This window comes from Streptomyces sp. NPDC051364 (assembly GCF_040682115.1).
In the GTDB taxonomy this organism is placed as follows: domain Bacteria; phylum Actinomycetota; class Actinomycetes; order Streptomycetales; family Streptomycetaceae; genus Streptomyces.
Genome location: NZ_JBFBAH010000017.1, coordinates 1 through 23,414 on the forward strand (window position 1 = coordinate 1; position 23,414 = coordinate 23,414).

23 protein-coding genes and 1 other RNA gene are annotated in these 23,414 nt (G+C 73.5%); 10 read left to right on the forward strand and 14 right to left on the reverse strand.

Annotated features, from left to right (window positions below; genetic code table 11):
• Nucleotides 1–103 precede the first annotated feature (103 nt).
• Both AB0M76_RS28745 and AB0M76_RS28750 read right to left on the reverse strand, forming a co-directional pair.
• Nucleotides 104–697 (reverse strand): hypothetical protein, encoded by a 594-nt coding sequence (locus tag AB0M76_RS28745; protein ID WP_365955631.1) that lies wholly within the window; start codon nt 695–697, stop codon nt 104–106.
• The gene (locus tag AB0M76_RS28750) at nt 694–963 is read right to left on the reverse strand and encodes a hypothetical protein (RefSeq protein WP_365955632.1); all 270 of its coding nucleotides are present in this window, start codon (nt 961–963) and stop codon (nt 694–696) included. The genes AB0M76_RS28745 and AB0M76_RS28750 overlap by 4 nt, the downstream gene beginning before the upstream one ends.
• A gap of 309 nt (nt 964–1,272) precedes the next feature.
• On the opposite strand from AB0M76_RS28750, the gene AB0M76_RS28755 reads away from it, so the two are divergent.
• Nucleotides 1,273–2,514 (forward strand): ROK family transcriptional regulator, encoded by a 1,242-nt coding sequence (locus tag AB0M76_RS28755; RefSeq protein ID WP_365955633.1) that lies wholly within the window; start codon nt 1,273–1,275, stop codon nt 2,512–2,514.
• Here AB0M76_RS28755 and AB0M76_RS28760 read toward each other — a convergent pair.
• Entirely contained in the window at nt 2,450–3,514 is a 1,065-nt protein-coding gene (locus AB0M76_RS28760; RefSeq protein ID WP_365955634.1) for a hypothetical protein, read from the reverse strand. The genes AB0M76_RS28755 and AB0M76_RS28760 overlap by 65 nt on opposite strands.
• 338 nt (nt 3,515–3,852) lie before the next feature.
• Between AB0M76_RS28760 and AB0M76_RS28765 the strand changes: the two genes are divergently transcribed.
• From AB0M76_RS28765 to AB0M76_RS28775, 3 genes are read left to right on the forward strand one after another with little or no spacing between them, the layout of a single operon-like run.
• Nucleotides 3,853–4,710: a Nif3-like dinuclear metal center hexameric protein gene (locus AB0M76_RS28765; RefSeq protein ID WP_365955635.1), complete on the forward strand. Its 858-nt coding sequence runs from the start codon at nt 3,853–3,855 to the stop codon at nt 4,708–4,710.
• Nucleotides 4,707–5,450: a C4-type zinc ribbon domain-containing protein gene (locus AB0M76_RS28770; RefSeq protein ID WP_365955731.1), complete on the forward strand. Its 744-nt coding sequence runs from the start codon at nt 4,707–4,709 to the stop codon at nt 5,448–5,450. Before AB0M76_RS28765 ends, AB0M76_RS28770 begins: the two co-directional genes overlap by 4 nt.
• Nucleotides 5,450–6,781, forward strand: a complete 1,332-nt coding sequence (locus tag AB0M76_RS28775; protein WP_365955636.1) for a bifunctional RNase H/acid phosphatase — start codon at nt 5,450–5,452, stop codon at nt 6,779–6,781. Before AB0M76_RS28770 ends, AB0M76_RS28775 begins: the two co-directional genes overlap by 1 nt.
• Before the next feature lie 86 nt (nt 6,782–6,867).
• Here the strand turns inward: AB0M76_RS28775 and rnpB are convergent.
• An RNA gene (gene rnpB, locus AB0M76_RS28780) (RNase P RNA component class A) lies at nt 6,868–7,269 on the reverse strand.
• A gap of 79 nt (nt 7,270–7,348) precedes the next feature.
• Here rnpB and AB0M76_RS28785 point away from each other — a divergent pair.
• Together AB0M76_RS28785 and yaaA are read left to right on the forward strand one after the other, a co-directional pair.
• On the forward strand, nt 7,349–8,083 hold the full coding sequence (locus AB0M76_RS28785) for a MerR family transcriptional regulator (RefSeq protein WP_365955637.1): 735 nt from the start codon (nt 7,349–7,351) through the stop codon (nt 8,081–8,083).
• Nucleotides 8,084–8,465: 382 nt separating this feature from the next.
• Nucleotides 8,466–9,266, forward strand: a complete 801-nt coding sequence (yaaA, locus tag AB0M76_RS28790; RefSeq protein WP_365955638.1) for a peroxide stress protein YaaA — start codon at nt 8,466–8,468, stop codon at nt 9,264–9,266.
• A gap of 55 nt (nt 9,267–9,321) precedes the next feature.
• Here yaaA and AB0M76_RS28795 read toward each other — a convergent pair whose 3' ends face one another.
• Nucleotides 9,322–10,068: a bifunctional DNA primase/polymerase gene (locus tag AB0M76_RS28795; RefSeq protein ID WP_365955639.1), complete on the reverse strand. Its 747-nt coding sequence runs from the start codon at nt 10,066–10,068 to the stop codon at nt 9,322–9,324.
• A gap of 205 nt (nt 10,069–10,273) precedes the next feature.
• Nucleotides 10,274–10,903, reverse strand: a complete 630-nt coding sequence (locus tag AB0M76_RS28800) for a TetR/AcrR family transcriptional regulator (RefSeq protein WP_365955640.1) — start codon at nt 10,901–10,903, stop codon at nt 10,274–10,276.
• A gap of 111 nt (nt 10,904–11,014) precedes the next feature.
• Between AB0M76_RS28800 and ddaH the strand changes: the two genes are divergently transcribed.
• The gene (gene ddaH / locus AB0M76_RS28805; RefSeq protein WP_353962356.1) at nt 11,015–11,845 is read left to right on the forward strand and encodes a dimethylargininase; all 831 of its coding nucleotides are present in this window, start codon (nt 11,015–11,017) and stop codon (nt 11,843–11,845) included.
• A gap of 3 nt (nt 11,846–11,848) precedes the next feature.
• Here ddaH and AB0M76_RS28810 read toward each other — a convergent pair whose 3' ends face one another.
• Together AB0M76_RS28810 and AB0M76_RS28815 are read right to left on the reverse strand one after the other, a co-directional pair.
• Entirely contained in the window at nt 11,849–12,856 is a 1,008-nt protein-coding gene (locus AB0M76_RS28810) for a small ribosomal subunit Rsm22 family protein (RefSeq protein ID WP_365955641.1), read from the reverse strand.
• A gap of 129 nt (nt 12,857–12,985) precedes the next feature.
• On the reverse strand, nt 12,986–14,323 hold the full coding sequence (locus AB0M76_RS28815) for a Bcr/CflA family multidrug efflux MFS transporter (protein ID WP_365955642.1): 1,338 nt from the start codon (nt 14,321–14,323) through the stop codon (nt 12,986–12,988).
• A 108-nt stretch (nt 14,324–14,431) separates the two neighbouring features.
• Between AB0M76_RS28815 and AB0M76_RS28820 the strand changes: the two genes are divergently transcribed.
• Genes AB0M76_RS28820 through AB0M76_RS28830 form a run of 3 tightly spaced genes read left to right on the forward strand, consistent with a single transcriptional unit; the run spans nt 14,432 to nt 16,689 of the window.
• Complete coding sequence (locus tag AB0M76_RS28820; protein ID WP_365955643.1) at nt 14,432–15,193, forward strand: SDR family oxidoreductase; 762 nt, start codon at nt 14,432–14,434, stop codon at nt 15,191–15,193.
• A 60-nt stretch (nt 15,194–15,253) separates the two neighbouring features.
• Entirely contained in the window at nt 15,254–16,114 is an 861-nt protein-coding gene (locus AB0M76_RS28825) for a PhzF family phenazine biosynthesis isomerase (protein WP_365955644.1), read from the forward strand.
• Nucleotides 16,111–16,689, forward strand: a complete 579-nt coding sequence (locus AB0M76_RS28830; RefSeq protein WP_365955645.1) for a GNAT family N-acetyltransferase — start codon at nt 16,111–16,113, stop codon at nt 16,687–16,689. The genes AB0M76_RS28825 and AB0M76_RS28830 overlap by 4 nt, the downstream gene beginning before the upstream one ends.
• A 59-nt stretch (nt 16,690–16,748) precedes the next feature.
• On the opposite strand, the gene efeU is transcribed toward AB0M76_RS28830, so the two are convergent.
• The 6 genes from efeU to AB0M76_RS28860 form a co-directional block, all read right to left on the reverse strand.
• The gene (gene efeU / locus AB0M76_RS28835; RefSeq protein ID WP_365955646.1) at nt 16,749–17,618 is read right to left on the reverse strand and encodes an iron uptake transporter permease EfeU; all 870 of its coding nucleotides are present in this window, start codon (nt 17,616–17,618) and stop codon (nt 16,749–16,751) included.
• Between the two features lie 25 nt (nt 17,619–17,643).
• Nucleotides 17,644–18,960: an iron uptake transporter deferrochelatase/peroxidase subunit gene (gene efeB, locus AB0M76_RS28840; protein ID WP_365955647.1), complete on the reverse strand. Its 1,317-nt coding sequence runs from the start codon at nt 18,958–18,960 to the stop codon at nt 17,644–17,646.
• A gap of 21 nt (nt 18,961–18,981) precedes the next feature.
• Nucleotides 18,982–20,130 carry an iron uptake system protein EfeO gene (gene efeO, locus AB0M76_RS28845; protein WP_365955648.1) on the reverse strand — a complete coding sequence of 383 codons (1,149 nt, stop codon included), beginning with the start codon at nt 20,128–20,130 and terminating at the stop codon, nt 18,982–18,984.
• A gap of 190 nt (nt 20,131–20,320) precedes the next feature.
• On the reverse strand, nt 20,321–21,214 hold the full coding sequence (locus AB0M76_RS28850; RefSeq protein WP_365955649.1) for a heme ABC transporter ATP-binding protein: 894 nt from the start codon (nt 21,212–21,214) through the stop codon (nt 20,321–20,323).
• Nucleotides 21,211–22,212, reverse strand: coding sequence for an iron ABC transporter permease (locus tag AB0M76_RS28855; RefSeq protein ID WP_365955650.1), 1,002 nt, complete (start codon nt 22,210–22,212; stop codon nt 21,211–21,213). Before AB0M76_RS28855 ends, AB0M76_RS28850 begins: the two co-directional genes overlap by 4 nt.
• Before the next feature lie 133 nt (nt 22,213–22,345).
• Entirely contained in the window at nt 22,346–23,383 is a 1,038-nt protein-coding gene (locus AB0M76_RS28860; protein ID WP_365955651.1) for an ABC transporter substrate-binding protein, read from the reverse strand.
• Nucleotides 23,384–23,414 lie beyond the last annotated feature (31 nt).

The following is a 23,414-nucleotide window of genomic DNA, read 5'->3' on the forward strand; positions in this document are numbered from 1 at the left end:
CGAGATACGACAAACTCGCCGTCCGCTACGAGGCAACCGTGCTGGTCGCAGCCATCAACGAGTGGCTGTGATCAGCACTTTCGCAACAGACCCTAGTGCAGCACTAGCCGGTGGGGCGGAGGGGCCGCTTGTAGTACCGCCACGGAAACCATCCCACGCCGACCGGAATCCAACCTTCCGATTCCATCCGCCGGTGTCGCGCGATGGAGGGGAGCGTCACCCGGCAGTGCTCCCAGGGGTGGGTGGAAGCCTCCACCTCGTGGAAGAAGGGGCCGTAGCCGACCATGTGCCAGCCGTCGCGGCCGGCCTCGTCCAGGGCGGCCATCTCGTTGAACGCGGTCAACCCGCTGAGGGTGCGGCGCTTCGGGGCGTTCGGTCCCTCGGCGGGCGGCGGCGACGAGCCCGCACCCGCAGCCTTGCCCGCGAAGCGCTGCTGGGCGGCCTGGCGGCTCACTCCCAGGACGCGGCCCACCGTGTCCCAGCTGTGGCCGGCGGCCCTGGCGCCCTGGACGGCCTCGCGCAGCAGCCGGCTCGCCTCCTCGGCTCCGACGCGCGAGGCGTCCACCAGGCGCAGGTAGCCGTGCGCGTCGTGCTCGAGCGAGTCGGCCAGTCCCTCGGGCGCGCCGAGGACGGCTGCGGCGATCCCTTCCCGGATCCGGGCGGTCTCCACCGGGTGGAGCAGCGGTTCGTTGCTCATCGGTGCAGTCCGGCAAGGGGTTCGAGGGCGTCGAGGACTTCCTCGTCGCGGCGCACCTGCTCGGCTTTGCGGGCGGTCAGGCCGGCCGTGCAGGCGATGAGTGCGAGGCCCGCGACGATCAGGGCGACGGTGGCGGAGGTACCGAGCCCGTCGCCGAACATCACCGTCACGGCCGGCAGGCTCAAGGCGAGCGGCAGTACGGCGGCCATGGATGGGGTGGTGGGAAAGGCGACCCGGTGCCGGGCCTTCGAATTCAAGATCGACATGCGTCAAGGAAACCTTGACACGGTCGAGTTGTCAAGAATTCCTTGACACCCTTCCCGGGTCCGCCGCACCGCCGCACCGCCGCACCGCGCTGACGCTCTGCGGCGTCCCCGCCGCCCGCTCCAGCTCGGCCGGCGCGTCGGGTCGTAGAAGCGGATCACGTTGTCGAGGTCGCACAGCGCCGCGTCGAAACGCCGCCCGGCGGTGGAACTCCTGGAAGTCGTCACCACCCCTGAACAGCACGGCAGATGTCGCCCGTCCCCTGGACCCGCAGATCCGTCACAGCGCCCCCGCTGCGCGAGAATGGCCTGATGACCAGCAGCGACGAGGGCGCCGAGCAGCCCTGGAACCCCCAACGGCAGCGCAGTGCCAACGAGCGGCTGCTGTGGGACCGGCTGCGGTCCGGCGGGGCCGCCTCGCGGGCCCAGCTCGCGCGCGAGACGGGGCTGTCCAAGCCCACCGTCTCCAGCGCGCTCGCCGCCCTCGAACAGGCCGGCCTGGTCCGGGAGGCCGGTACGCACGCACCCGAGCGGGGCCGGATCGCCGTGCTCTACGCCCCCGATCCGACGGCCGGTTACGCCCTCGGACTCGACATCGGCCGGAGCTGGCTGCGCGTCGCCCTGGCCGACCTCGACGGCACCGTCGTCGCCCGCTCCGACGTCCGCAACCAGGCCCGCACCGCGAACAGCATGGCCGACCTCGCCGTGTCCGCCGCCCGCGGGCTCGTCGCCGACTCCGCACTGGACCCGGGCAAGGTCACCCAGGCCGTCGTCGGCACGCCCGGCGTCTACGACGAGGACGAGCGCCGGGTCCGGTACGCCCAGCAGCTGCCCGGCTGGGGCCGCCCGGGGCTGCTCGACAGGATCCGCGACGGGCTCGGCCTGCCCGTCGCCGTCCAGAACGACGCCAACCTCGCGGCGCTCGGCGAGTACACGTACGGCGTCGGCGCGGGCAGCCGGCTCTTCGTCTACGTCATGATCGGGACCGGCCTCGGCATGGGCATCGTCAATGAGGGCCGGCTGTTCACCGGGGCGCACGGCGGCGCCGGCGAGATCGGCTTCCTGCCGTGGGCGGGCCACCGGGAGCCGGAGCCCGAGGCCGACAGCATGGAGGACGCCGTCTCCGCCGGGGCCGTGGTCCAGACGGCCCGCGCCCACGGGATGACCGGTCCCCTCACCGCCAAGGACGTCTTCGACGCCGCCCGAGCGGGAGACGCGGCGGCCGCCCGGGCGGTGGAACTCGAGGGCGAACGCCTCGCCCACACCGTCGCGGCGGTCTCCGCCGTCCTGGACCCGGACCTCGTCGTCCTCGGCGGCGGGGTGGGCCACAACGCCGACCTGCTGCGCACGGTCCGGCGGACGCTGCGCACCCTCACACCGCTGCGGCCGAAGGTGGCGCCCAGCAGCCTGGGGGAGGACGCGGTCCTGCTGGGCGCGGTGGCCACGGCGCTCGACGCGGCCCGCGACCTGGCCTTCGAAGGCCGCCGAGTTACAGCGGAGCCTGCTGCAGCGGTACGGGCCGCGGCGCCGCCGCCGGCGGCGGGTCCAGCCTGACCGGGGGCGGCGGGGCCACCGGCAGGGTCAGGCTCGTGATCCCGCACGGGACCTCGGGGGTGGCGTACGGGAGGTGCAGACGGCCCTCCCGGCTCCACAGCCCCGTACCGAGCCAGCCGTCGGGGGCCCCGAGGCGGAAGACGTGCCGGTCGGCGGGCCGCCACAGGCCGATCCCACCGTCCTCCAGCCGGAGCGCGACCCCGCAGGTCTCCGGCATCAGGGCCTGGCCCGGCTGCACCGCGAACGGGGTCCCCGCCTCCCCGCGCAGGCACTCCGGGAAGCGCACCGGGAGGGAGCTGCCCAGCACCCCCCAGCCCAGGCGCGGTTCGCCCGGGGCGTCCGAGCGGATCAGGAGCAGCCCGCTGTCGGGGTCGGCCAGCAGCAGCCGGTCGTCGCTGCCCTCCGCGATCTGGAGCAGCGGGGACACCTCGCCGCCGCGGCCCAGGTCCACCGCGACGGCCTTGGTGGTGCCCTCCAGCTCGCGGTCCAGCGCCAGCATCCGGCCGGCCCGGTCGAGCCAGACGCCGCCCGAGCACCGGCCCGGGATCCGGGCGACCTGTCCGAAGACGCCCCCGGCCACCCGCCAGACCGTGGTCCCGGCGTCCGAGGCGGCCAGGGCGAAGGCGCCGCATCCGTCCGGCGGCGGGGGCAGCAGGGACACCCGTACGCCGTCGTCCCCCGGCTCCACCGAGCCCAGCGGGAGCTCCCCGGTCCGGGGCCCGGCCGCGGCGCCGCCCGTCGGGTACAGCAGCGCGAAGGCGTGCCGCTGCGCGACCCGACGGTGGATCAGCACCCGCCCGTCGGCCAGCGCCAGCACCTCGCTGTCGGCCTCCTCGGGCTGCGCGAGCGGCAGCGGCACCGCGTACGGCTCGGGCCCGGCCAGCGTCCAGCGCTCGGGGTAGCGGGCCTCACCGTCCCCGGCCAGCCGGGCAGCGTACGACCCGTCCGCGGCGATGGTGAACGGGGCCGTCGTCGTGATCTCGATGGCACAGACAGTCATCCGTGCGTCACCTCCGGGGAGGAAAGCTAGTTATCGCAGTTCGGCCCGAACAGCGCGACCTTCCCCGCTTCACACATACGGGTGGCCGCCCGGCGGTTCGGCTGTGGTGGCGGGGGCGGTTGTGCTGTGCGATACCGGGGCGTTTGGGGTGAGTGGGGTCGGTTAGGTTTACCTAACTGACCTCGTGCCCCCCACCCAGGAGATCCGGCGGCAGGTCGAGGACCTCGCCGAGTAAGTCGTCGGGCAAGCCGTCGGGTAAGTCGTCGGGCAAGTACGGAGCAGACGTACGGGGTCCCGTACGGACTCTGCCGCTCCCGTACGGACGGTAGCCTTGGCCTGTGCCCCGTCTCTCCGAAGTCATCGCCGCGCTGGACGCTCTCTGGCCCCCCTCGCGGGCCGAGCAGTGGGACGCCGTCGGAACCGTCTGCGGCGATCCCGACGCCGAGGTCTCCCGGGTCCTGTTCGCCGTGGACCCCGTGCAGGAGATCGTCGACGAGGCCGTGAAGCTGGGCGCCGACCTGGTCGTCACCCACCACCCCCTCTACCTGCGCGGCACCACCACCGTCGAGGCCGGCACCTTCAAGGGCCGCGTCGTGCACACGCTGATCAAGAACGACATCGCGCTGCACGTCGCCCACACCAACGCGGACACCGCCGACCCCGGCGTATCCGACGCCCTCGCCGGCTCCCTCGACCTGCGGATCACCGGCCCGCTGATCCCCGATCCGAGCGACCCCGAGGGCCGCCGCGGCCTCGGCCGGATCTGCGAGCTGGACCACCCCGAGACCCTGCGCGCGTTCGCCGCCCGCGCCGCCGCCCGGCTGCCGCAGACCGCGCAGGGCATCCGCGTCGCCGGCGACCCCGACATGCTCGTCCGTACCGTCGCCGTCAGCGGCGGCTCCGGCGACGGCAACTTCGCGGCCGTCCGCGCCGCCGGCGTGGACGTCTACCTCACCGCCGACCTGCGCCACCACCCCGTGTCCGAGGCCCGCGAGCAGAGCCCGCTCGCCCTCGTCGACGCCGCGCACTGGGCCACCGAGTGGCCCTGGTGCGAGCAGGCGGCCGCGCAGCTCGACGCGATCTCCGAGCGCCACGGCTGGGGTCTGCGCACCCACGTCTCGCGCACGGTCACCGACCCGTGGACGGTGCACGCGCCGTCCGTCACACCCCCTTCTATCTCTGGAGCCCCCAACTGAACGCCGAGCCCGCCGACCAGATCCGACTCCTCGACATCCAGGCCCTGGACGTCCGGCTGTCTCAGCTCGCCCACAAGCGCAAGTCGCTGCCGGAGCACACCGAGGCCGAGTCCCTGAGCAAGGACCTGACGCAGCAGCGCGACCTGCTCGTGGCGGCCCAGACGCAGGCGAGCGACGCCGCCCGCGAGCAGACCAAGGCGGAGCAGGACGTCGACCAGGTGCGCCAGCGCGCGGCCCGCGACCAGCAGCGGCTCGACTCCGGCGCCGGCATCTCGGCCCGCGACCTGGCGAACCTGCAGAGCGAGGTCGTCTCCCTCGCCAAGCGCCAGGCCGACCTGGAGGACGTCGTCCTCGAGGTCATGGAGCGCCTGGAGGGCGCGCAGGAGCGGGTCACCGAGCTCACCGAGCGGGTCTCCGCCCTCGAGGCCAAGCTGACGGACGCCACCGCCCGCCGTGACGCGGCCACCGGCGAGCTCGACGCCGAGGCTGCGAAGATCACCAAGGACCGCGAGGTCATCGTCGCCTCGATGCCGGCCGACCTGATGGCCCTGTACGAGAAGATCCGCGTCAAGCAGGGCGGCGTCGGCGCAGCCCGCCTGTACCAGCGCCGCTGCGAGGGCTGCCGCCTGGAGCTCGACCTGGCCGAGGTCAACGAGATCAAGGCCGCGGCCCGCGACCAGGTCGTACGTCACGAGAACTGCGGCCGCATCCTGGTCCGTACGGCCGACTCGGGCATCTGATGCAGAGGCCTGTCCGGTTCGTCGTGGAGGCGGACGGGGGCTCCCGGGGCAACCCGGGGCCCGCCGGCTACGGCGCCGTCGTCCTGGACCCGGCGACGGGCGAGACGCTGGCCGAGCGCGCCGAGTACATCGGCGTGGCGACGAACAACGTGGCCGAGTACAAGGGGCTGATCGCCGGCCTCAAGGCCGCCCGCGAACTGGCCCCCGACGCCGTGGTCCAGGTCCGCATGGACTCCAAGCTGGTCGTCGAGCAGATGTCGGGCCGCTGGAAGATCAAGCACCCGGACATGAAGCCCCTCGCGGCGGAGGCGGCAACGATCCTGCCCCGCTCGCAGGTCACGTACGAGTGGATCCCGCGCGAGCGGAACAAGCACGCGGACCGGCTCGCCAACGAGGCGATGGACGCGGGCAAGCGCGGCAAGCAGTGGGAGCCGTCGGCTTCCTCGGCCGCCCTGGACACCTCGGCGGCCCGCGCCCTGGCCACCCCGCCGGCGGGCCCTCCGGGAGATGCCGCGAAGGGTGCCGCGGCCGTACGCGCCGCCCTCGCCTCCACCTCCCGTACGTCGGCCACCGCACCGGCACGCGAGGAGGCCGGAGCCGACGCCCTGTTCGCGGAGCCCGGCGCCACCGCCCCGGGACAGGTCCCCGCCCCGGCGGCCACCGCGGCCCAGGCCCCGACCGCCACGCCGGGCTGGGGCCCCGACATGGGGACCCCGGCGACCTTCGTCCTGCTGCGCCACGGCGAGACGGCTCTGACTCCGCAGAAGCGCTTCTCCGGCAGCGGCGGCGCCGACCCGGAGCTGTCCCCGGCCGGCCGCCGCCAGGCTTCGGCGGTGGCCGAGGCGCTGGCCGCGCGCGGCACCGTCCAGACGATCGTCAGCTCCCCGCTGCGCCGCTGCCGGGAGACCGCGCAGGCCGTCGCGGACCGCCTCGGGCTGGAGGTCACCGTCGAGGAGGGCCTGCGCGAGGTGGACTTCGGCGCCTGGGAGGGCCTGACCTTCGCCGAGGTGAAGGAGCGCTTCCCGGACGACCTCCAGGCCTGGCTCGACTCCCCGAGGGCAGCCCCGACGGGCGGCGGCGAGAGCTTCACGGCGGCCACCCGCCGGATCTCGGCGACCCGGGACCGGCTGCTGGCCGTGCACACGGGCCGTACGGTGCTGCTGGTCACGCACGTGACCCCGGTCAAGATGCTGGTGCGCCTCGCGCTCGGCGCCCCGCCGGAGTCACTGTTCCGGATGGAGCTCTCCGCGGCCTCCCTCTCGGCGGTGGCCTACTACGCCGACGGCAACGCCTCGGTCCGCCTCCTGAACGACACCTCGCACCTGCGGTAGCCGACGGGAAAGCCCCCGCCCCCCGGATTCGCCGGGGGCGGGGGCTTTTTCGCGGCGCCGCGCATGCGCGGATCGAAGAGGTACGGCAGACGAGCCGGCCTGTACGCCGGGTTCTGTCTCCCGGTGACCTCGCGGTCGCCGGGGAGACGGCCATCCATCTAGGACCGGCGTTGCCGCCGGCCTCGTGCGGTCTACCCGCGAACTCGGGCGAGCAGCCCTCAAGCGTTCGCGCAGAGCCGTCCGAAGACGGCTCCTCTTGACCTTGCTCCGGGTGGGGTTTACCTAGCCGCCTGGGTCACCCCAGGCGCTGGTGGTCTCTTACACCACCGTTTCACCCTTACCGCGGACCGAAGTCCCCGGCGGTCTGCTTTCTGTGGCACTGTCCCGCGGGTCACCCCGGGTGGCCGTTAGCCACCACCCTGCCCTGTGGAGCCCGGACGTTCCTCGGCGGGATCCGGAGATCCCGACGCGGCCGCCCGGCCGACTCGTCTGCCGTGGCGACCATGTTACCGGCTGTGCCACCCGCGGCTTGACCTTGACGCAGCGGCAGGGTTTCTACTGGACGGCATGCGGATCGGAGAGATCGCCGCGCTGGTCGGGGTCACCACCCGGGCCGTCCGGCACTACCACCATGTCGGCCTGCTCCCGGAGCCGGAGCGCAGGTCCAACGGCTATCGCGCGTACAGCGTGCGCGACGCCGTCCTGCTGGCGCGCGTACGCCGGCTCACCGAGCTCGGGCTCAGCCTCGACGAGGTGCGCGACGTCCTCGCGGACGACGCCGGGCGCGAGCCGGCCGACGTACTCGAGGAGCTCGACGCCGACCTGGCCCGGCAGGAGGCGGAGCTGGCCGAGCGCCGGCGCCGGCTCGCCGTGCTGCTGGCCGCGCCGCCCGGGGAGACCGAACCGGTCTCGCCCGCGCTCGCCGCGCTGCTCGCCAAGGCGCCGAAGACCGCCTCGCCGAGCGCCGCGATGGACCGCGAGCACCTGACGCTGCTCGACGTGTCCGGCGCCGCCGGCGAGGAGCTCTACGCCGCTTCCACGCCGACGACCCGCACACGCTGGTGGCCGCGCTGCGCCGGTCCGGCCCGGACGGGGCCCCGCCACGGGCGGGCGCCCGGGGCGAAGCCGGCGCCGAGGCCCGGTGACGCCGGGGCCTACTGCACCACGAAGTGGCAGGTCACGGAGGGTTGGCCGCGTACCGGCAGGCGCCGTTCGCGGCGCCGCCCGCCACGCCGGCCGCGGTCAGGGCGCTCACACAGCCCTGCAGGTCACCGTGCACACCCTGGACGCAGGCCGACGTGACGGCGTCCGAGACGTCGACTCCCGACTTCGCGACCAGGTTCGTGCAGGCCGGGATGTCCGCGTGGGCGGCGAAGGCCCCGCCGCCGAGTGCGAGGGTCAGGCCGGTGAGGACACCGGCGATACGAACCGACATGCGCATGGGAGGCACCTGCTCTCCGGGCGGTCGGGGGACTCGCGGATCCGGTCGCTCGCGGGTCCGGCAGGGGGCGCCGGACGGCTGCCCCTCTCCTATCGACGCTAGGGCAGCCCGCCGCCGCACGCACGCCGGCCCCGCGCAGGGCCGTGCACCCTGGGGCCGGTGGCTCGGGGTGGCATGGCGAGAGCCTTACCCTGGCTCGGGGGCCGCACCCCCTGCGCCGTGTCGTACTGAAGGAGAACCGCCGTGCTCGTGCTGCTGCCGCCGTCCGAGGGAAAGGCCGCCGGCGGCTCCGGCGCGCCCCTGGAGCCGGAGACGCTGTCACTGCCCGGACTGGCCGAGGCGCGGGCAGCCGTGCTGGCGGAACTGGTCGAGCTGTGTGCGGGGGACGAGCTGAAGGCCCGCGAGGTGCTCGGCCTGAGCGAGGGGCTGCGCGGCGAGGTGGCGAAGAACGCCGGGCTGCGGACCGCGGTGGCCCGGCCGGCGGGGGAGATCTACACCGGCGTGCTGTACGACGCGCTGGGCCTGGCGGACCTGCCGGCGGGCGCGCGGGCGCTGGCGGAGCAGTCGCTGCTGGTGTTCTCGGGCCTGTGGGGCGCGGTCCGGGTGACGGACCGGATCCCCTCGTACCGCTGCTCGATGGGCGTGAAGCTGCCGGCGCTGGGTGCGCTGGGGGCGTACTGGCGGGAGCCGATGGCGGCGGTCATGCCGGCTGCGGCGGGGGACGGGCTGGTGCTGGACCTGCGGTCCTCGGCGTACGGGTCGGCGTGGAAGCCCAAGGGCGAGGTGGCGGGGCGGACGGCGACGGTGCGGGTGCTGCACTCGCAGGTCGTGGACGGGGTGGAGAAGCGGTCGGTGGTGAGCCACTTCAACAAGGCGACGAAGGGGCGGCTGGTGCGGGACCTGCTCGTCGCGGGCGCCGTTCCCTCGACCCCGGCGGATCTGGTCACGGCGCTGCGCGACCTGGGCTACGCCGTCGAGGGCGAAGCCCCCGCAAAGCCGGCCAAGGCCTGGTCCCTGGACGTGGTGGTCACCCAGATCCACTGACAGCCGCCGGTCCGTGACCCGGGCCCGCTGCGCTTCGCGCAGCGGCTCGCCCGGGTCAGCGGCTCAGGGGCCAGGCCGCTGAAGGGGTCCGGTCGGACGCGCCCGCGTACGTGGCGCAGGCGTCCGTCAGCGTTTCCAGGAGGGTGAGGGGATCCGGGAGCGGGTGCTCCATACCGCGGATCCAGCTCACCGCGAGGTCGCCGGGGAGGGCGGCCGGGGGAACCAGCACGTAGCTGCCACGGCAGTGCCACCGCAACCCCGGGTGCTCGTCCATCGTCTCCGGGTGGCAGTCCAGCTCGCACGGCCACCACTCGTCCTCGTCCTCGGGGGTGCCGCGCGTCGCCGTGAAGAAGAGCATCCGGGCCTGGTCGCCCGTGCCGCCCGATTCCGCGACCGGGCCGACCTCGACGCCCGCCGCCAGCAGGCGGGCCAGTGCGCTCGCCCCGGCTTCGAGGGGGACGTCCAGTACGTCGTGGACCATGCCCGTCGCGGTGATGAAGTTCGCCTGCGGCTGGTTGCGTGCCCAGCGTTCGATCTGCGCGCGGTCGGTCGACGACTGCGTCTGCCAGGCGAAGGAGAGGGGGTGCCGCGCGGGCGTGGGACAGCCGATCCGCTCGCACGAACACCGGTAGCCGGCGGGGTGGGCGGCGGGGGCGAGCGGCAGGCCTGCGGCGGCCACGGCCAGGAGAAGGGCCTCGCGTGCGCGCTCGGGATCTTCGGGGGAGGGTTTGGGCCGCCGGCGCAGCCACTGGGAAATCCTGCTCTGCTCGCCGCGTTTGACGCGGCCGGACTCAGACCCCATCTATCCCCTCACCTCACCGTTTCCCCGGCAGACCCTCACATGGTCCCACCATCCTGCGGTCCGGGTGACCGCACTCCCCAACCGGGGGGTGGTGGAGAGGTGCACGGAGCGTGCGGAACGGTAGGCGGAATACCGTCACATTCCAGTTAAATTCGGCCAATTGTCCCCGCCGCCACCCGCCGACCACCGGCCGGTCACCCTCCCGTCAGCCGGCGGTGACCTTCGCCACCCCGCCCAGCACCCGGTCCACCAGTGCGTCCGTATAAGCGTGCGTCAGCGGCGCCGTCCGCAGCAGCCAGCGGTACGTCAGCGGCCCTACCAGCATCTCCACCGTCAGGCGCAGGTCCACGTCCGCCGCGAGCTGCCCGGCCTCCCGGGCCGCCCGCAACCGCGCCTCGTACAGGGCGAGCTGCGGCTCCAGCAGCTGCTCGGTGAAGCGGGCGCTCAGCTCGGGGTCGGTCGCCCCGGCGGCGGTCAGGGCGCGCGTGGGGGCTTCGTACTTCTCGTCGTTGAACTGGTCCACCGTCACCCGCAGCACCAGCTTGAGGTCCGCCGCGAGGTCCCCGGTGTCCGGGAAGCCGGTCCAGCCGGCCTCGGTCTCCGCGTCCCCGTAGAGCGCGAGCGAGGCGTCCAGCAGGACCGCCGCCTTCGACGGCCACCAGCGGTAGATCGTCTGCTTGCCGACGCCCGCGCGGGCGGCGATGGCCTCGATGGTCAGCTTGCCGTAGCCGACCTCGCCGACCAGTGCGAGCGCCGCGTCGAGGATGGCCCGCCGGGAGCGGTCGCTGCGGCGGGCGGGGTCGGGGGCTTTACCGTCGGACGTTCTGCTGCTCATTCGGACAAATTATCAACGCGAGACGTCTCGTCTTTGTGTCATTCCGTAAATCACCCCATCAGTTCACTGCGCGGTCTCCGCCGAGGAGAGACGATTCTCTCCACATCTCCCGTGAGTCGTGAGGAGCCTTCTTTGCGCAGAGACGCCACACCCCGGCGCTACTTGATGTGCCCACCCGCACACTTCAAGGTCACGTACTCCATCAACCCGTGGATGGATCCCACGAAACCGGTGGACCTGCCCCTCGCACACGCCCAGTGGGAAGACCTCCGGGACCGCTACCGCTCCCTCGGCCATACCGTCGAGACGCTCGTACCGGACCCCGAGCTGCCCGACATGGTCTTCGCCGCGAACGGCGCCCTCGTCGTCGACGGCCGGGTGCTCGGCGCCCGGTTCGCCTACCCGGAGCGCGCCGCCGAGGCGGAGATCCACCTCGACTGGTTCCGGACCCACGGCTTCCAGGACGTCCACGAGCCGTCCCATGTCAACGAGGGCGAGGGAGATTTCGCGGTCACCGCCAGCTACATCCTGGCCGGCCGGGGCTTCCGCTCCAGCCCGCTCTCGCACGACGAGGCGCAGGAGTTCTTCGGCCGGCCGGTCATCGGCCTCGACCTGGTGGACCCGCGGTACTACCACCTGGACACGGCGCTGTGCGTGCTCGACGGCGACGAGGTCATGTACTACCCGCCGGCTTTCTCGCCCGGCAGCCAGGCGGTGCTCGGGCGGCTGTTCCCGGACGCGCTGATCGCCGGCGCCGAGGACGCGGCGGCCCTCGGCCTGAACGCCGTCTCGGACGGCCGGCACGTCCTGCTCCCGCAGGCGGCGGCCGGGCTGTTCGCACCCCTGCGGGACCGGGGCTTCGAGCCGGTCCCGATGGACCTGGGCGAGCTGCTCAAGGGCGGCGGCAGCGTGAAGTGCTGCACCCAGGAACTGCGGATGTAGCGGCTACGGGGTGGCCGGCGGCCACTCATGGCCCCAGTCGGCGTCCCGCGCCGCCTTGTACAGGTCACCGTGGCGCTTGGTCACGTTGACCCGGGTCAGTCCCTCGCTCTCCGGACCGCACAGGTCCAGCAGGACGAGCCCCTTCCGGATCTGCGGCCTCCGCGTGATCCGGGAGGTGGCCGGCTCCACCGGGAAGCGGGTCGCGGCCACGTAGCTGAACTTCTCGTCCTCGTACGGGAGGGACCCGCCCTTGACCTGCCGGTGCAGGGAGGACCGGCTGACCCGCGCAGAGAAGTGGCACCAGTCCTGCCCGACCTCGATCGGGCAGGTGCCGTCGTGCGGGCACGGGGCGGCGACCTTCAGTCCCGCCCCGATCAGCTGGTCGCGGGCCTCGCGGATGCGCAGGTACCCCTCGGGCGTGCCCGGCTCGATCAGCACCACCGCCTGCCCGGCGCGGGCCGCCTCGGCGACCACGGCCCGGCGGGCCTCCGGCGTCAGCTCGCCGAGTACGTACGACACCGTCACGAGGTCCGCGTCGGGGAGGGCCAGCCCGGATCCGATGACGGCCCGCCGCCACTCGGCGGTGCGCAGCACCTCCGAGCCGGAGGACGCCGCGAGCTCCTTGCCGAGGGCCAGCGCCGGCTCCGCCCAGTCCAGGACCGTGGTGCCGCGCGGGCCGTCCCAGATGGCGTCCACCGCCCAGGTCGCCGCGCCCGTGCCGCCGCCCACGTCGACGTGGGAGGCCGGGGACCACTGCGGCGCGGCCTCGGCGAGCGCGTCCAGGGCGGACCGTACAGCCTCGAAGGTGGCCGGCATCCGGTACGCCGCGTACGCCGCCACGTCGGAGTGGTCGCGCAGGACGGGCGCGTCGGTCGGGGTCCGGCCGCGGTAGTTGGCGATCAGCCGGTCGACGGCGGCGGTGGCCTGCTTCGGCGGGAGCCCGTCGAGCAGCCCGCCGAGTGCGGACCGCAGGGTTTCGGCGCTGGTGGGGACGGAGGCGAAGGCGTTCACCTGCGAAGTTTACGGCGCCCGGGACACCCCGGACGCCGTGCCGACGCCCCCGCCCGAGCCCCCGCCTCCGCCCGGGCCCGGGCCGTCCGGCTCACACCCTGCCGTCCGGCCGGGGCCCGGGCGTCCGGCTCAGACCGCGGACTCCCGGTTCTGCCAGGGCCGGCACATGCCGGCGAAGCAGGCGGCCGCCAGCAGCGAGCACACCAGCTGGACCACCGCCATCGGCACCGCCGTGCCCTCGCCCGCGATGCCGACCAGCGGCGAGGCGATCGCCCCGACCAGGAAGGAGGAGGTGCCCAGCAGCGCCGAGGCCGACCCGGCCGCGTGCGGGGTGCGCATCAGCGCCAGCGCGTTGGTGTTCGGCAGCACCACGCCCATCGCCGACATCAGCACGAACAGCGCGGCGGCGATCGGGACCAGCCCGACCTCCCCGAACACCCCGGCCGCTATCAGCAGCAGCGCCACCGAGGCGGCGGTGATGACGGCGATCCCGCCCGCGAGCACCTTGTCCAGGCGGACCCGGCCGACCAGCAGCTTGCCGTTGACCTGTCCGGCGGCGATCAGGCCGACCGAGTTGAGGCCGAACAGCAGGCTGAAGGCCTGCGGTGAAGCCCCGTAGATCTCCTGCACCACGAAGGGCGAGGCGGAGATGTACGAGAAGAGCGTGGCGAAGGCGAAGCCGCCGGCCAGGGTGTACCCGGCGAAGACCCGGTCGGCGAGCAGCCTGCGCATGGTCCGCAGCGCGGAGCCCACGCCGCCGGTCTGCCGCTGCTCGGGCGGCAGGGTCTCGCCGAGGCTGCGCCAGACGACGAGGGTGAGCAGGGCGCCGACGGCCGTGAGGACGACGAACACCCCGCGCCAGTCGGAGAAGCGGAGCACCTGGCCGCCGATGAGCGGGGCGACGACCGGGGCCACGCCGGATATGAGCATCAGTGTGGAGAAGAACCGGGCCATCTCGACCCCGTCGTACAGGTCGCGTACGACGGCCCGGGCGATGACGACCGCGGCGGACCCGGCCAGGCCCTGGAGCAGCCGGAAGCCGATCAGCAGCTCGGCGGTCGGGGCGAGGGCGCAGATCGCGGTGGCGAGTACGTAGACGACCATGCCGAACAGCAGGGGCCGGCGGCGGCCCCACTTGTCGCTCATCGGGCCGATGACGAGCTGGCCCAGCGCCATGCCGGCGAGGCAGGCGGTGAGGGTGACCTGGATGGTGGCGGCCGGGCTGTCCAGGGCGTCGGTGACCTCCGGCAGGGCCGGCAGGTACATGTCCATGGACAGCGGGGGGAGGGCGCTGAGCCCGCCGAGTATGAAAGTGACGAGCAGTCCGGTACGGCGGGCGGACGTGAGCGGGGCGGAAGCGGGCCCCGGTACGGAAGGGGTCTGCGGTGCGGAAGCGGTCTGCGGTGCGGAGGGCGTCTCGGGCGACGGCTCGTGCGAGGGGGCCGTCGCGGGGCCTCTCTCCGGCATGCGGAACTCCAGTCTTTTCGTCGTCTTTTCACACCCCCGGCCGACCCATGCTCTCAGCTGTCGGAACGTCCGTGGACCGATGCGACATGTGACGTAGCCTGCGGCCCCATGAACGCAAGTGGGAAGAAGATCGCCCTGGTCACCGGGGCGGGCTCCGGCATCGGCCGCTCCGTGGCGCTGACCCTGGCGGCCGCCGGCTGGTCGGTGGCCGTCGCAGGCCGCCGGAGCGAACCGCTGGAGGACACGGCGAAGGCGGCCGGGGCCGGCGCGGACGTGCTGGGCGTACGGGCGGACGTGAGCGATCCGGACGACGTGGCCGCGCTGTTCGCCGCGGTCCGCGAGCACTACGGGCACCTCGACCTCCTCTTCAACAACGCCGGGACCTTCGGCCCGGGCGGCGTCCCGCTGGAGGACCTCACGTACGAGGCCTGGCGCTCGGTGGTCGACGTCAACCTGACCGGGTCCTTCCTGTGCGCGCAGGCAGCCTTCCGGCAGATGAAGGCGCAGGACCCGCAGGGCGGCCGGATCATCAACAACGGCTCGATCTCCGCGCACGTGCCGCGGCCGAACTCGGTCGCCTACACCGCGACCAAGCACGCGATGACGGGCCTGACGAAGTCGCTCTCGCTGGACGGGCGGCCGTACCGGATCGCCTGCGGGCAGATCGACATCGGCAACGCGGCCACCGAGATGACCGAGCGGATGCAGACCGGGATCCTCCAGGCGAACGGGCAGCTGGCGGTGGAGCCGGTGATGGACGCCGCCGACGTGGCGCGCACGGTGCTGCACATGGCGGAGCTGCCGCTGGAGGCGAACGTGCAGTTCGCGACGGTGATGGCGACGACGATGCCGTACATCGGGCGCGGCTGATCCCCTGGCCGGGGTCGGGGCAGTGGGAATGCGGGCGGCGGGCCGGGAGTTGGGGTGATCATGACTGACGTGCTGCGTTACACGGCCTTCTCCGACGACCCGGCCGGGGGCAATCCCGCCGGGGTCGTGCTCGATGCGACCGGGCTGGACGAGGCCGACATGCTCGGTATCGCCGCCGAGCTGGGCTACAGCGAGACGGCCTTCCTCACCGCCCCGCCGGAGGGCCTCGGCGGGGAGGCCGGACGGGCCTTCACCGTGCGGTACTTCAGCCCGAAGGCGGAGGTCCCCTTCTGCGGGCACGCCACCGTGGCCACCGCCGTCGCGCTGGGCGAGCGGATCGGGCCGGGCGAGCTGGTCTTCGCGACCCGCGCGGGCACGGTGCCGGTGTCGGTGACCCGGGACGGGCAGGGCGGCCTGCGGGCTGTCCTGACCAGCGTCGAACCGCACGTCGAGGACGTCGACCCGGCCGACCTCGCCGAGGCGCTGGCCGCGCTGGACTGGCCGGAGGCCGACCTGGACCCGGCCATCCCGCCGCGGATCGCCTATGCCGGAAACCGCCACCTGGTGCTCGGCGCCGCCACCCGGGCCCGGCTCGCGGACCTTGCGTACGACTTCCCCCGGCTGGAGGCGCTGATGCGGCGCCTGGACCTGACCACCGTCCAGCTGGTGCACCGGGCGGGCCCGGCGCTGTTCGACGTACGGGACCCCTTCCCGGTCGGCGGCGTCGTGGAGGATCCGGCGACCGGAGCCGCCGCGGCCGCCTTCGGGGCGTACGCGCGCGAGCTCGGCCTGGCCCCGGCGGACGCCGTCCTCACCCTCCACCAGGGCGAGGACATGGGCCGCCCGGGCGTCCTCACGGTGGAACTCCGCGCCGGCGACCCCCGGGTGCGGGTGGGCGGCAGCGGGGTCCGCATCGCATGAGCCCCGCCCCACATGCGGCGACGGTGCTGACGTACGCGGAAGCCGAGCTGCCGGCCGGGCTCGCCGCGCAGGTCGCGGCGCTGGAGGCGCAGGCCTGGCCCGGCGCCGGCGCCGGGCACGACCCCGCGCTGGCCCCCCGGGTGATGCTGCTGCTGGACGAGGACGGCACGGTGGCCGCCTCGTTGGCGCTGCTCCACAAGCCGGTCCGGCACGCGGGGCGTACGTACCGCGCCGCCGGGCTGAGCACGGTGGTGACCCGGGACACCGCGCGGGGCCGCGGGTACGGCGGCCGGCTGGTGGCGGCGGCCCGCGCGGCGCTGGCCGCCGACCCGGCGGTGGACCTGGTGCTGTTCAGCTGCGACAGGCCGCTCGTCCCCTTCTACGAGGCGGCCGGCTTCACCCGGCTGCCCGGGACCGTACTGGTCGGCGGGACGCCCGAAGAGCCGCTGGCCACGGACGCGCCCGGCTTCGCCAAGGAGGTCCTGGCCGACTTCCCCTGCCCGGACACCGATGCCGCGGCCTTCGCGGGAGCACGGATCGCCTTGTACCCGGGGCTCGTCGACCGCCTCTGGTGACCCGGCCCGGACATGCCGAAGGGGCCCGGATCATGTCGATCCGGGCCCCTCCGCATGCCTTACGGGCCGCTGGTCCCGGCCTCCGCGGAGACCGCCTTCGGCGTGGCCGCCGGGGCCGCCGGGGCCGCCGTACGGCCGAGCACCCCGAGGAACAGGAGCAGCGTCGGGACCAGGTACGCCGCCCACACCGCGACCTGGAGCCAGGTCGGGTCCGGCTGGAAGTTGAACGTGCCCTTCAGCAGCGTCCCGTACCAGCTGTCCGGCGGGACCACCGAGGTGACGTCGAAGGCCTTGCTCATGAGGCCGGGCAGGAACTCGGCCTCCTGGAGGTCGTGGACCCCGTACGCGAGCACGCCCGCGGCGACCACGACCAGCATCCCGCCGGTCCAGGTGAAGAACTTGGACAGGTTGATCTTCAGCGCCCCGCGGTAGAACAGCCAGCCCAGCAGGATCGACGAGCCGATCCCGAGCAGCACGCCCACCAGCGGACCCGCGCCGTTTCCGGCCGCGTGCACCGACCGCCACACGAACAGAGAGGTCTCCAGGCCCTCCCGGCCGACGGCCAGGAACGCCGTCGTGACCAGGGCGCCCGTGCCCATCGCGAGGGCCGCGTCGAGCTTGCCCTGCAGCTCGGTCTTCATGTGCCGCGCGGTGCGCTTCATCCAGAAGACCATCCACGTCACGAGGCCCACCGAGACGATCGACAGGCTGCCGCCGATCGCCTCCTGCGCCTGGAACGTCAGCTCCGAGGTGCCGAATTCGAGGCCCGCGCCGAAGGCCAGGCTGAGCGCGGCCGCGAGGCCGACGCCGAGCCACAGCGGCCCCAGCTTGTCCTTGTTCCCGGTCTTCACCAGGTACGCGATGAGGATGCAGACGACCAGGCTGGCCTCGAGCCCCTCGCGCAGGCCGATCAGATAATTGCTGAACACGTCGGTTCCTTTCCGTGCCGCGGAACTACGCGAACAGCGCCCGGCCCCACCAGTCGTCCTTGTCGCGGACGCCCGGCGGGACGGCGAAGAGGGCCGAGCTCACGTGCTGGATGTACTCGTTGAGCCCGTCGTTCTTGGACAGGTTGCGCTGGATCGGGACGAAGCCCTTGCGGACGTCCCGCTGGTAGGCCAGGAAGAACAGGCCGGCGTCGAGCCTGCCCAGTCCGTCCGAACCGTCGGTGAACGAGTAGCCGCGGCGCAGGATCGTGGCACCGCTGTTGGTGTCCGGGTGCGCGAGGCGGACGTGCGCCTCCGGCTTCATCGCCTTCAGGAACGGCTCGTCGCGCTCCTTCGACTTGCCGACCGGCGCGCCCTCGGCCTTGTCCCGGCCGAAGATGTCCTCCTGCTCCTGGAGCGGAGTGCGGTCCCAGGTTTCGATGTGCATGCGGATCCGGCGGGCGACCAGGTACGAGCCGCCGGCCATCCACGCCGAGCCGTCCTTGGCCTCGTCCCCGACCCAGACGTGCTTGTCGAGGGCGGCGTTGTCGGTGCCCGCGACGTTCCGGGTGCCGTCCTTGAAGCCCATCATGTTGCGCGGGGTCTGCTCGTCCGGGGTGGTGGACGAGGTCTTGCCGAAGCCGAGCTGCGACCAGCGCACCGCCGTCTTGCCGAAGCCGATCCGGGCGAGCTGGCGGATCGCGTGCACCGCGACCTGCGGGTCGTCCGCGCAGGCCTGCACGCAGAGGTCGCCGCCGCTCTTGGCCGGGTCCAGGTTGTCGCCGGGGAACTGCTCCAGGTCGACCAGGGCCTCGGGGCGCCTGCCCTCCAGGCCGAACCGGTCCTTGGCGAAGAGCGAGGCGCCGAAGCCGATGGTCAGCGTCAGCCGGGACGGCTTGAGACCGAGGGCCTCGCCGGTGTCGTCCGGCGGGGCCTCGGGGAGTCCGCCGACGGCGCCCTCGCCGACGGGGAGTCCTGCGGTCATCCGCTCTGCGGCCCGCGTCCAGTCCTTGAGGAGCTGGACGAGCTCGGCGCGGTCCTTCGTCTTCACGTCGAACGCGGCGAAGTGCAGCCGGTCCTGGACGGCGGAGGAGATACCGGCCTGGTGCTTGCCGTGGAAGGGCACGGCGGAGCCGCTGAGCGCAGCCGGAACGGCGTCCGTGGTGTCGGTGAGTGCGGCGACCGTACCGCCCGCCGCGGCGGCGCCGAGCGCGAGCCCGGCACCGCCCCAGCCGAGCACGGCCCGGCGGGACGGCCCGCCGGTTGCCTCACCGGTGGCGGCCTCGGCGGTGTCCAGGGCAGCGGCCTCGGTGGCCGCGCCGGTGGTGCTGGTGTCGTCAGACATGTCGGTTACCCCTGATCCGCGTTACTTGGCGACGGCGGCGGCAAGCTTGGACAGCGGCTCCCCGAGGGCGCTGACCGCGTCCGAGAGCTCCTTGCGCTGGTCCTGGCCGACGGTCTCGTACGACGTGAAGTCGTAGGTGTTCTTGTCGGCGCGGTACTTGTCGAGCAGCGTGTTCATCGCGGCGAACTGCTTGTCCAGCTCAGCGGACAGGGCCGGGTCGTTCTTCGCGGCGACCGGCTTGAGCAGCTCGTACGCCTTCTGGGCGCCCTCGACGTTGGCCTTGAAGTCGACCAGGTCGGTGTGGCTGTAGCGCTCTTCCTCACCGGTGACCTTGCCGCTGGCGACCTCGTCCAGCAGCTCCTTGGCACCGTTCGCCATCGAGGTGGGGGTGATCTCCGCCTGACCGACCTTCTTCTGCCAGTCGTTGAGGTCGGTGATCAGCTGGTCGGCGAGCTTCTTCTCGTCGTCGCCGATCTTGTTGTCGGCCCACAGGGCCTTCTCCAGGCGGTGCCAGCCGGTCCAGTCCTTCGCCGGGTCCTGGCCGGCCTCCAGGCCGTCCTCGCGGACGTCGACCTTCGGGTCGATGTCGCCGAAGGACTCGGCGACCGGCTCGGTGCGCTCCCAGCCGATGCGGGACGCGGCGTACGCCTTCTTGGCGGCCTCGACGTCGCCGGCCTTGACCGCGTCCGCGAAGGCCTGGGCCTTGGGGAGGGTCTGGTCGGCCTGCTCCTGCACGTACTTGCGGTACTCGGCGACCGCGGCGTCCAGCTCGGGGCTGCGCTTCTCGGCGGCGCCGTTGCCCGTGGCCTTGACCTTCTGGCGGATGCCGTCGCCCTTCATGCCGGGCTTGCAGGCGATCTCGTACTCGCCGGCCTTGATCTCCGCGGTGATGGAGGCCTTGGTGCCGGGGCCGATGTTCTCGCGCTCGGCGACGATGCGGTCGTCCGGGAAGAGGACGTAGACCTCGGTGACCTTGGAGCCCTTGTTCTCGACCTCGAGGGTGACCTTTCCGGCGGGGAACTCCGTCTTGGAGACCTCGCAGGCGCTGTCGGAGGCTGCGACCTTGACCGCCCCGTCGCCGGCGCCGCTCTTCTCGGCGCAGCCGGTGACGGCGGTGAGCGCGGCCACGGCGGCGACCGCGGTGAGGACGGTGAGGCGGGCGGGACGCATGCGGGCTCCTGGCTGTCTGGCGTTCGGCAGACGGCCGCCCCGATCAGGAGGGCGGCCGGTGAGGCGGACCTAACTTAACCGAGGCTTACCTGACCCATACCCGCGCGTCCAGTGATTCAGCCCACACGTACGGCCGCCGGACACGGGGCCGTCACGGGACCTTCAGGAGCAACCCATGGGACGGTCAAGCCTAGGTCAAACCGAGGTCCACCCTTCCGTGCGGCGGAAGGGCCGTCGCCATGGCGGAACGGCCGTCGTCCCGTACGGGGACCACGAGCGGGACCCCGGTCCGCGGATGCGGGAGGACCTCGACGGCCTGCCGGTAGACCCGGCTCAGCAGCTCGTCCCCGAACACCTCCGCCGGCGGTCCGTCCACCGCGATGCGCCCCTCGTGCAGTACGGCGGCCCGGTCGGCGTACGCGGCGGCCAGGCCCAGGTCGTGCAGGACGACCACCACCGCGTCCCCGGCCGCGGCCCGCTCCCGGCAGATCCGCAGCACCAGCTCCTGGTGGCGCAGGTCCAGGGCGGCGGTCGGCTCGTCGAGCAGCAGCAGCGGGGCCTGCTGGGCCAGCACCCGGGCCAGCGCGACCCGGGCCTGTTCGCCGCCGGAGAGCGCGGAGAAGGGGCGGGCGGCGAAGCCGGCCACCTCCGTCGCGGCCATGGCGGCGGCCACCGCCTCCTCGTCGGATTCGGCGAGCGGGGTGCCTGCCCAGGGGGCGCGGCCCATCCGAACGACGTCCCCCACCGGGAACGGGAAGGACATCTCCGCGGACTGGGGGAGCACGGACCGGCGCAGGGCCAGATCCGGGGCCGCCCAGTCGCCCACCGGGCGCCCGTCGATCCGTACGAGGCCCTCGGCGGCGGGCAGATCGGCCGCGAGGGCGGCCAGCAGGGTGGACTTGCCGGCGCCGTTCGGGCCGACCAGGGCCAGCACCTCGCCGGCCCGCGCGGTCAGGTCGATCCCGGCCAGCACCGCGCGCTCGCCGAGCCGGACACGGAGGCCGACGGCCTCGGCGAAGGCGGCGCCGGGGGACGGCCGGGCGGGGACACTGCGCCTGCTGCGCCGGAAGAAGGGGATGCTCACGCCCAGCCTCCCTGCTTGCGGCGGGTGCGACGCAGCAGCCAGAAGAAGAACGGGCTGCCGATCAGGGCGGTCAGCACACCGAGCGGCAGCTCGGCGGGCTGGGCGATGGTCCGGGCGGCCAGATCGCCGCCGAGCAGGACCACGGCGCCGGCGAGGGCGCTGCCCGGGACCAGGAAGCGGTGGCCGGGGCCGTTCGCCATGCGCAGCAGATGCGGGACGAGCAGCCCGACGAAGGTGATGACGCCGGCCACGGCGACGGCGGCCGCGGTGAGCAGCGCGACGACGAGGATGAGCGTGAGGCGCAGCCGCTCCACGTCCACGCCGAGATGGCGGGCGGGCCGCTCGCCGAGCGAGAGCAGGTCCAGCTTGCGGGCGTAGAAGGGGGCGACCAACAGGCCGGCGAGCGCGCAGGGCACGACGGCGAGCACCTTGGGCCAGGTGGCCTGGGCGAGGGAGCCGAGCTGCCAGAAGGTGATCTGGTTGACCTGGCCGCTGTCCGCGAAGAAGACGAACAGGCCGATCAGGGCGCCGGCGAAGGCGTTGACGGCGATGCCCGTGAGGATGAGGGTGACGACCTCGGTCTTGCCGCCGTTGCGGGAGAGGAGGTAGACGGAGCCGACGGTGACGAGCCCGGCGACGAACGCGCAGGCGGTGACGGTCCAGTTGCCGAAGAAGCTGAGCCCGAGTCCGATGGCGGCCACCGCGCCGACGGCGGCGCCCGCGGAGATCCCGATGACGCCGGGCTCGGCGAGCGGATTCCCGAACACCCCCTGCATCAGGGCCCCCGCGCAGCCCAGGCTCCCGCCGACGAGCAGCGCGAGAACCACCCGGGGGAGCCGTACGTTCCACAGCACGCTCTCGCCGACCCGGTCGAGCGCGGCTCCGCCGAGCCCCAGCCGGTGCTGCACGGAGCCGAGCACGTCCCCGACGGGAATCCCGTAGGCGCCTACCCCGGCGGACACCAACGCCAGCCCGCCGAGCACGAGGACCAACGCCACGATCAGCCAGTCACCGGTGCGGCGGGGTGCTTTGCCCGCCTGCGGCAGATCCGGCTCCGCCGGCGTTTGCGGCGCGGCCGTTCGGGGGCCGGCCCCCGACAACCCGGCCGCACCTGTGTTCCGTCCCGTCACGTCACGCGGTCTTTCCGTACAGCTGGGAGATCAGCGAGCTCAACACCTGGTCGGTCCGGGGGCCGTAGTTCAACAGCACGCCGTCGTCGACGGTGACGACCCGCCGGTCCATCCCCGCCGGGGTCTGTGCGACGCCCGGGATCTTCACCAGGCCGTCCGTACCGCCCACGGACTCCAGCCCCTTGGACATCACCAGGATCGCGTCGGGCGCGGCAGCCGCCAGCGCCTCGCTCGTGATCGGCGTGAAGTCCTTGCCGAGCCCCGACTCCTTGCCCGTGTCCACGGCGCCGGCCGCTTCGAGCAGCGAGGCCGCGCCCGAGTCGGAGCCACCCATCAGGTACACGGAGGCGGTGCCGCGCAGGTACAGGAAGGCCACCCGCGGCTTCTTACCGGTGGCCGCATCGGCGGGGATTCCCTTGCGGGCGGCGGAGATCCGGTCCGCGGTGCGCTGGTTCAGCTGCGTCCCGGCGTCTTTGACGCCCAGCGCGCCGGCTACCGTCCCGATCCGCTTCGGTACGTCCTCCAGCGACTTGGCCGGAGCCACCACCAGCAGCGGGATGCCCGCGTCGCGGATCTGCCCGATCGCCTCGGCCGGGCCGGAGGTGGTCTCGGCCAGTACCAGCGTCGGGCGGAGCGACAGCACGCTCTCCGCCGAGACGTCGTGGCCCCGGGTCACCACCGGCAGCTGCGCGGCCTGTTCGAACGTGGCCGTGATGTCGCGGGCGACGACCTGGGGGCCGAGGCCCAGCGTCTGGACGATCTCGTTGAGGCTGCCCGTCAGCGGGACCACCCGCTCCGCCGAGGTCACCGTCACCTCGCGGCCGTCCGCGGAGGGCACGGTCACCGGGAGCGCCGGCAGTGGCGCCGGGGAGAGCGGCTCCACGCGGTCCGGCGCGGCGGCCGGGCGGGCGGCGGCGCCGGGTCCGGTGCCGGACGTGCCTGCGCAGCCCGTCAGGGCGGCCAGGGCCAGCGCGGAGAAGGTGAGCGCGAGGGCAAGGGTGCGGCGGGGGGCGCGGGTTGACGCGGCGGGCGTAGGCACGAAGGCACCGTCCTGATCGTCCGGCTGGAGG

Excerpts from the sequence above, each read along its gene's own strand:
- AB0M76_RS28755 (WP_365955633.1), top strand. The coding sequence starts at position 1,273 with ATGACCAGCAGCGACGAGGGCGCCGAGCAGCCCTGGAACCCCCAACGG.
- AB0M76_RS28760 (WP_365955634.1), bottom strand. The coding sequence starts at position 3,514 with ATGACTGTCTGTGCCATCGAGATCACGACGACGGCCCCGTTCACCATC.
- AB0M76_RS28795 (WP_365955639.1), bottom strand. The coding sequence starts at position 10,068 with ATGGGGTCTGAGTCCGGCCGCGTCAAACGCGGCGAGCAGAGCAGGATT.
- efeB (WP_365955647.1), bottom strand. The coding sequence starts at position 18,960 with ATGTCTGACGACACCAGCACCACCGGCGCGGCCACCGAGGCCGCTGCC.
- AB0M76_RS28800 (WP_365955640.1), bottom strand. The coding sequence starts at position 10,903 with ATGAGCAGCAGAACGTCCGACGGTAAAGCCCCCGACCCCGCCCGCCGC.
- AB0M76_RS28745 (WP_365955631.1), bottom strand. The coding sequence starts at position 697 with ATGAGCAACGAACCGCTGCTCCACCCGGTGGAGACCGCCCGGATCCGG.
- AB0M76_RS28815 (WP_365955642.1), bottom strand. The coding sequence starts at position 14,323 with ATGCCGGAGAGAGGCCCCGCGACGGCCCCCTCGCACGAGCCGTCGCCC.
- AB0M76_RS28775 (WP_365955636.1), top strand. The coding sequence starts at position 5,450 with ATGCAGAGGCCTGTCCGGTTCGTCGTGGAGGCGGACGGGGGCTCCCGG.
- AB0M76_RS28825 (WP_365955644.1), top strand. The coding sequence starts at position 15,254 with ATGACTGACGTGCTGCGTTACACGGCCTTCTCCGACGACCCGGCCGGG.
- AB0M76_RS28750 (WP_365955632.1), bottom strand. The coding sequence starts at position 963 with ATGTCGATCTTGAATTCGAAGGCCCGGCACCGGGTCGCCTTTCCCACC.
- AB0M76_RS28785 (WP_365955637.1), top strand. The coding sequence starts at position 7,349 with ATGCGGATCGGAGAGATCGCCGCGCTGGTCGGGGTCACCACCCGGGCC.
- efeO (WP_365955648.1), bottom strand. The coding sequence starts at position 20,130 with ATGCGTCCCGCCCGCCTCACCGTCCTCACCGCGGTCGCCGCCGTGGCC.
- AB0M76_RS28830 (WP_365955645.1), top strand. The coding sequence starts at position 16,111 with ATGAGCCCCGCCCCACATGCGGCGACGGTGCTGACGTACGCGGAAGCC.
- AB0M76_RS28820 (WP_365955643.1), top strand. The coding sequence starts at position 14,432 with ATGAACGCAAGTGGGAAGAAGATCGCCCTGGTCACCGGGGCGGGCTCC.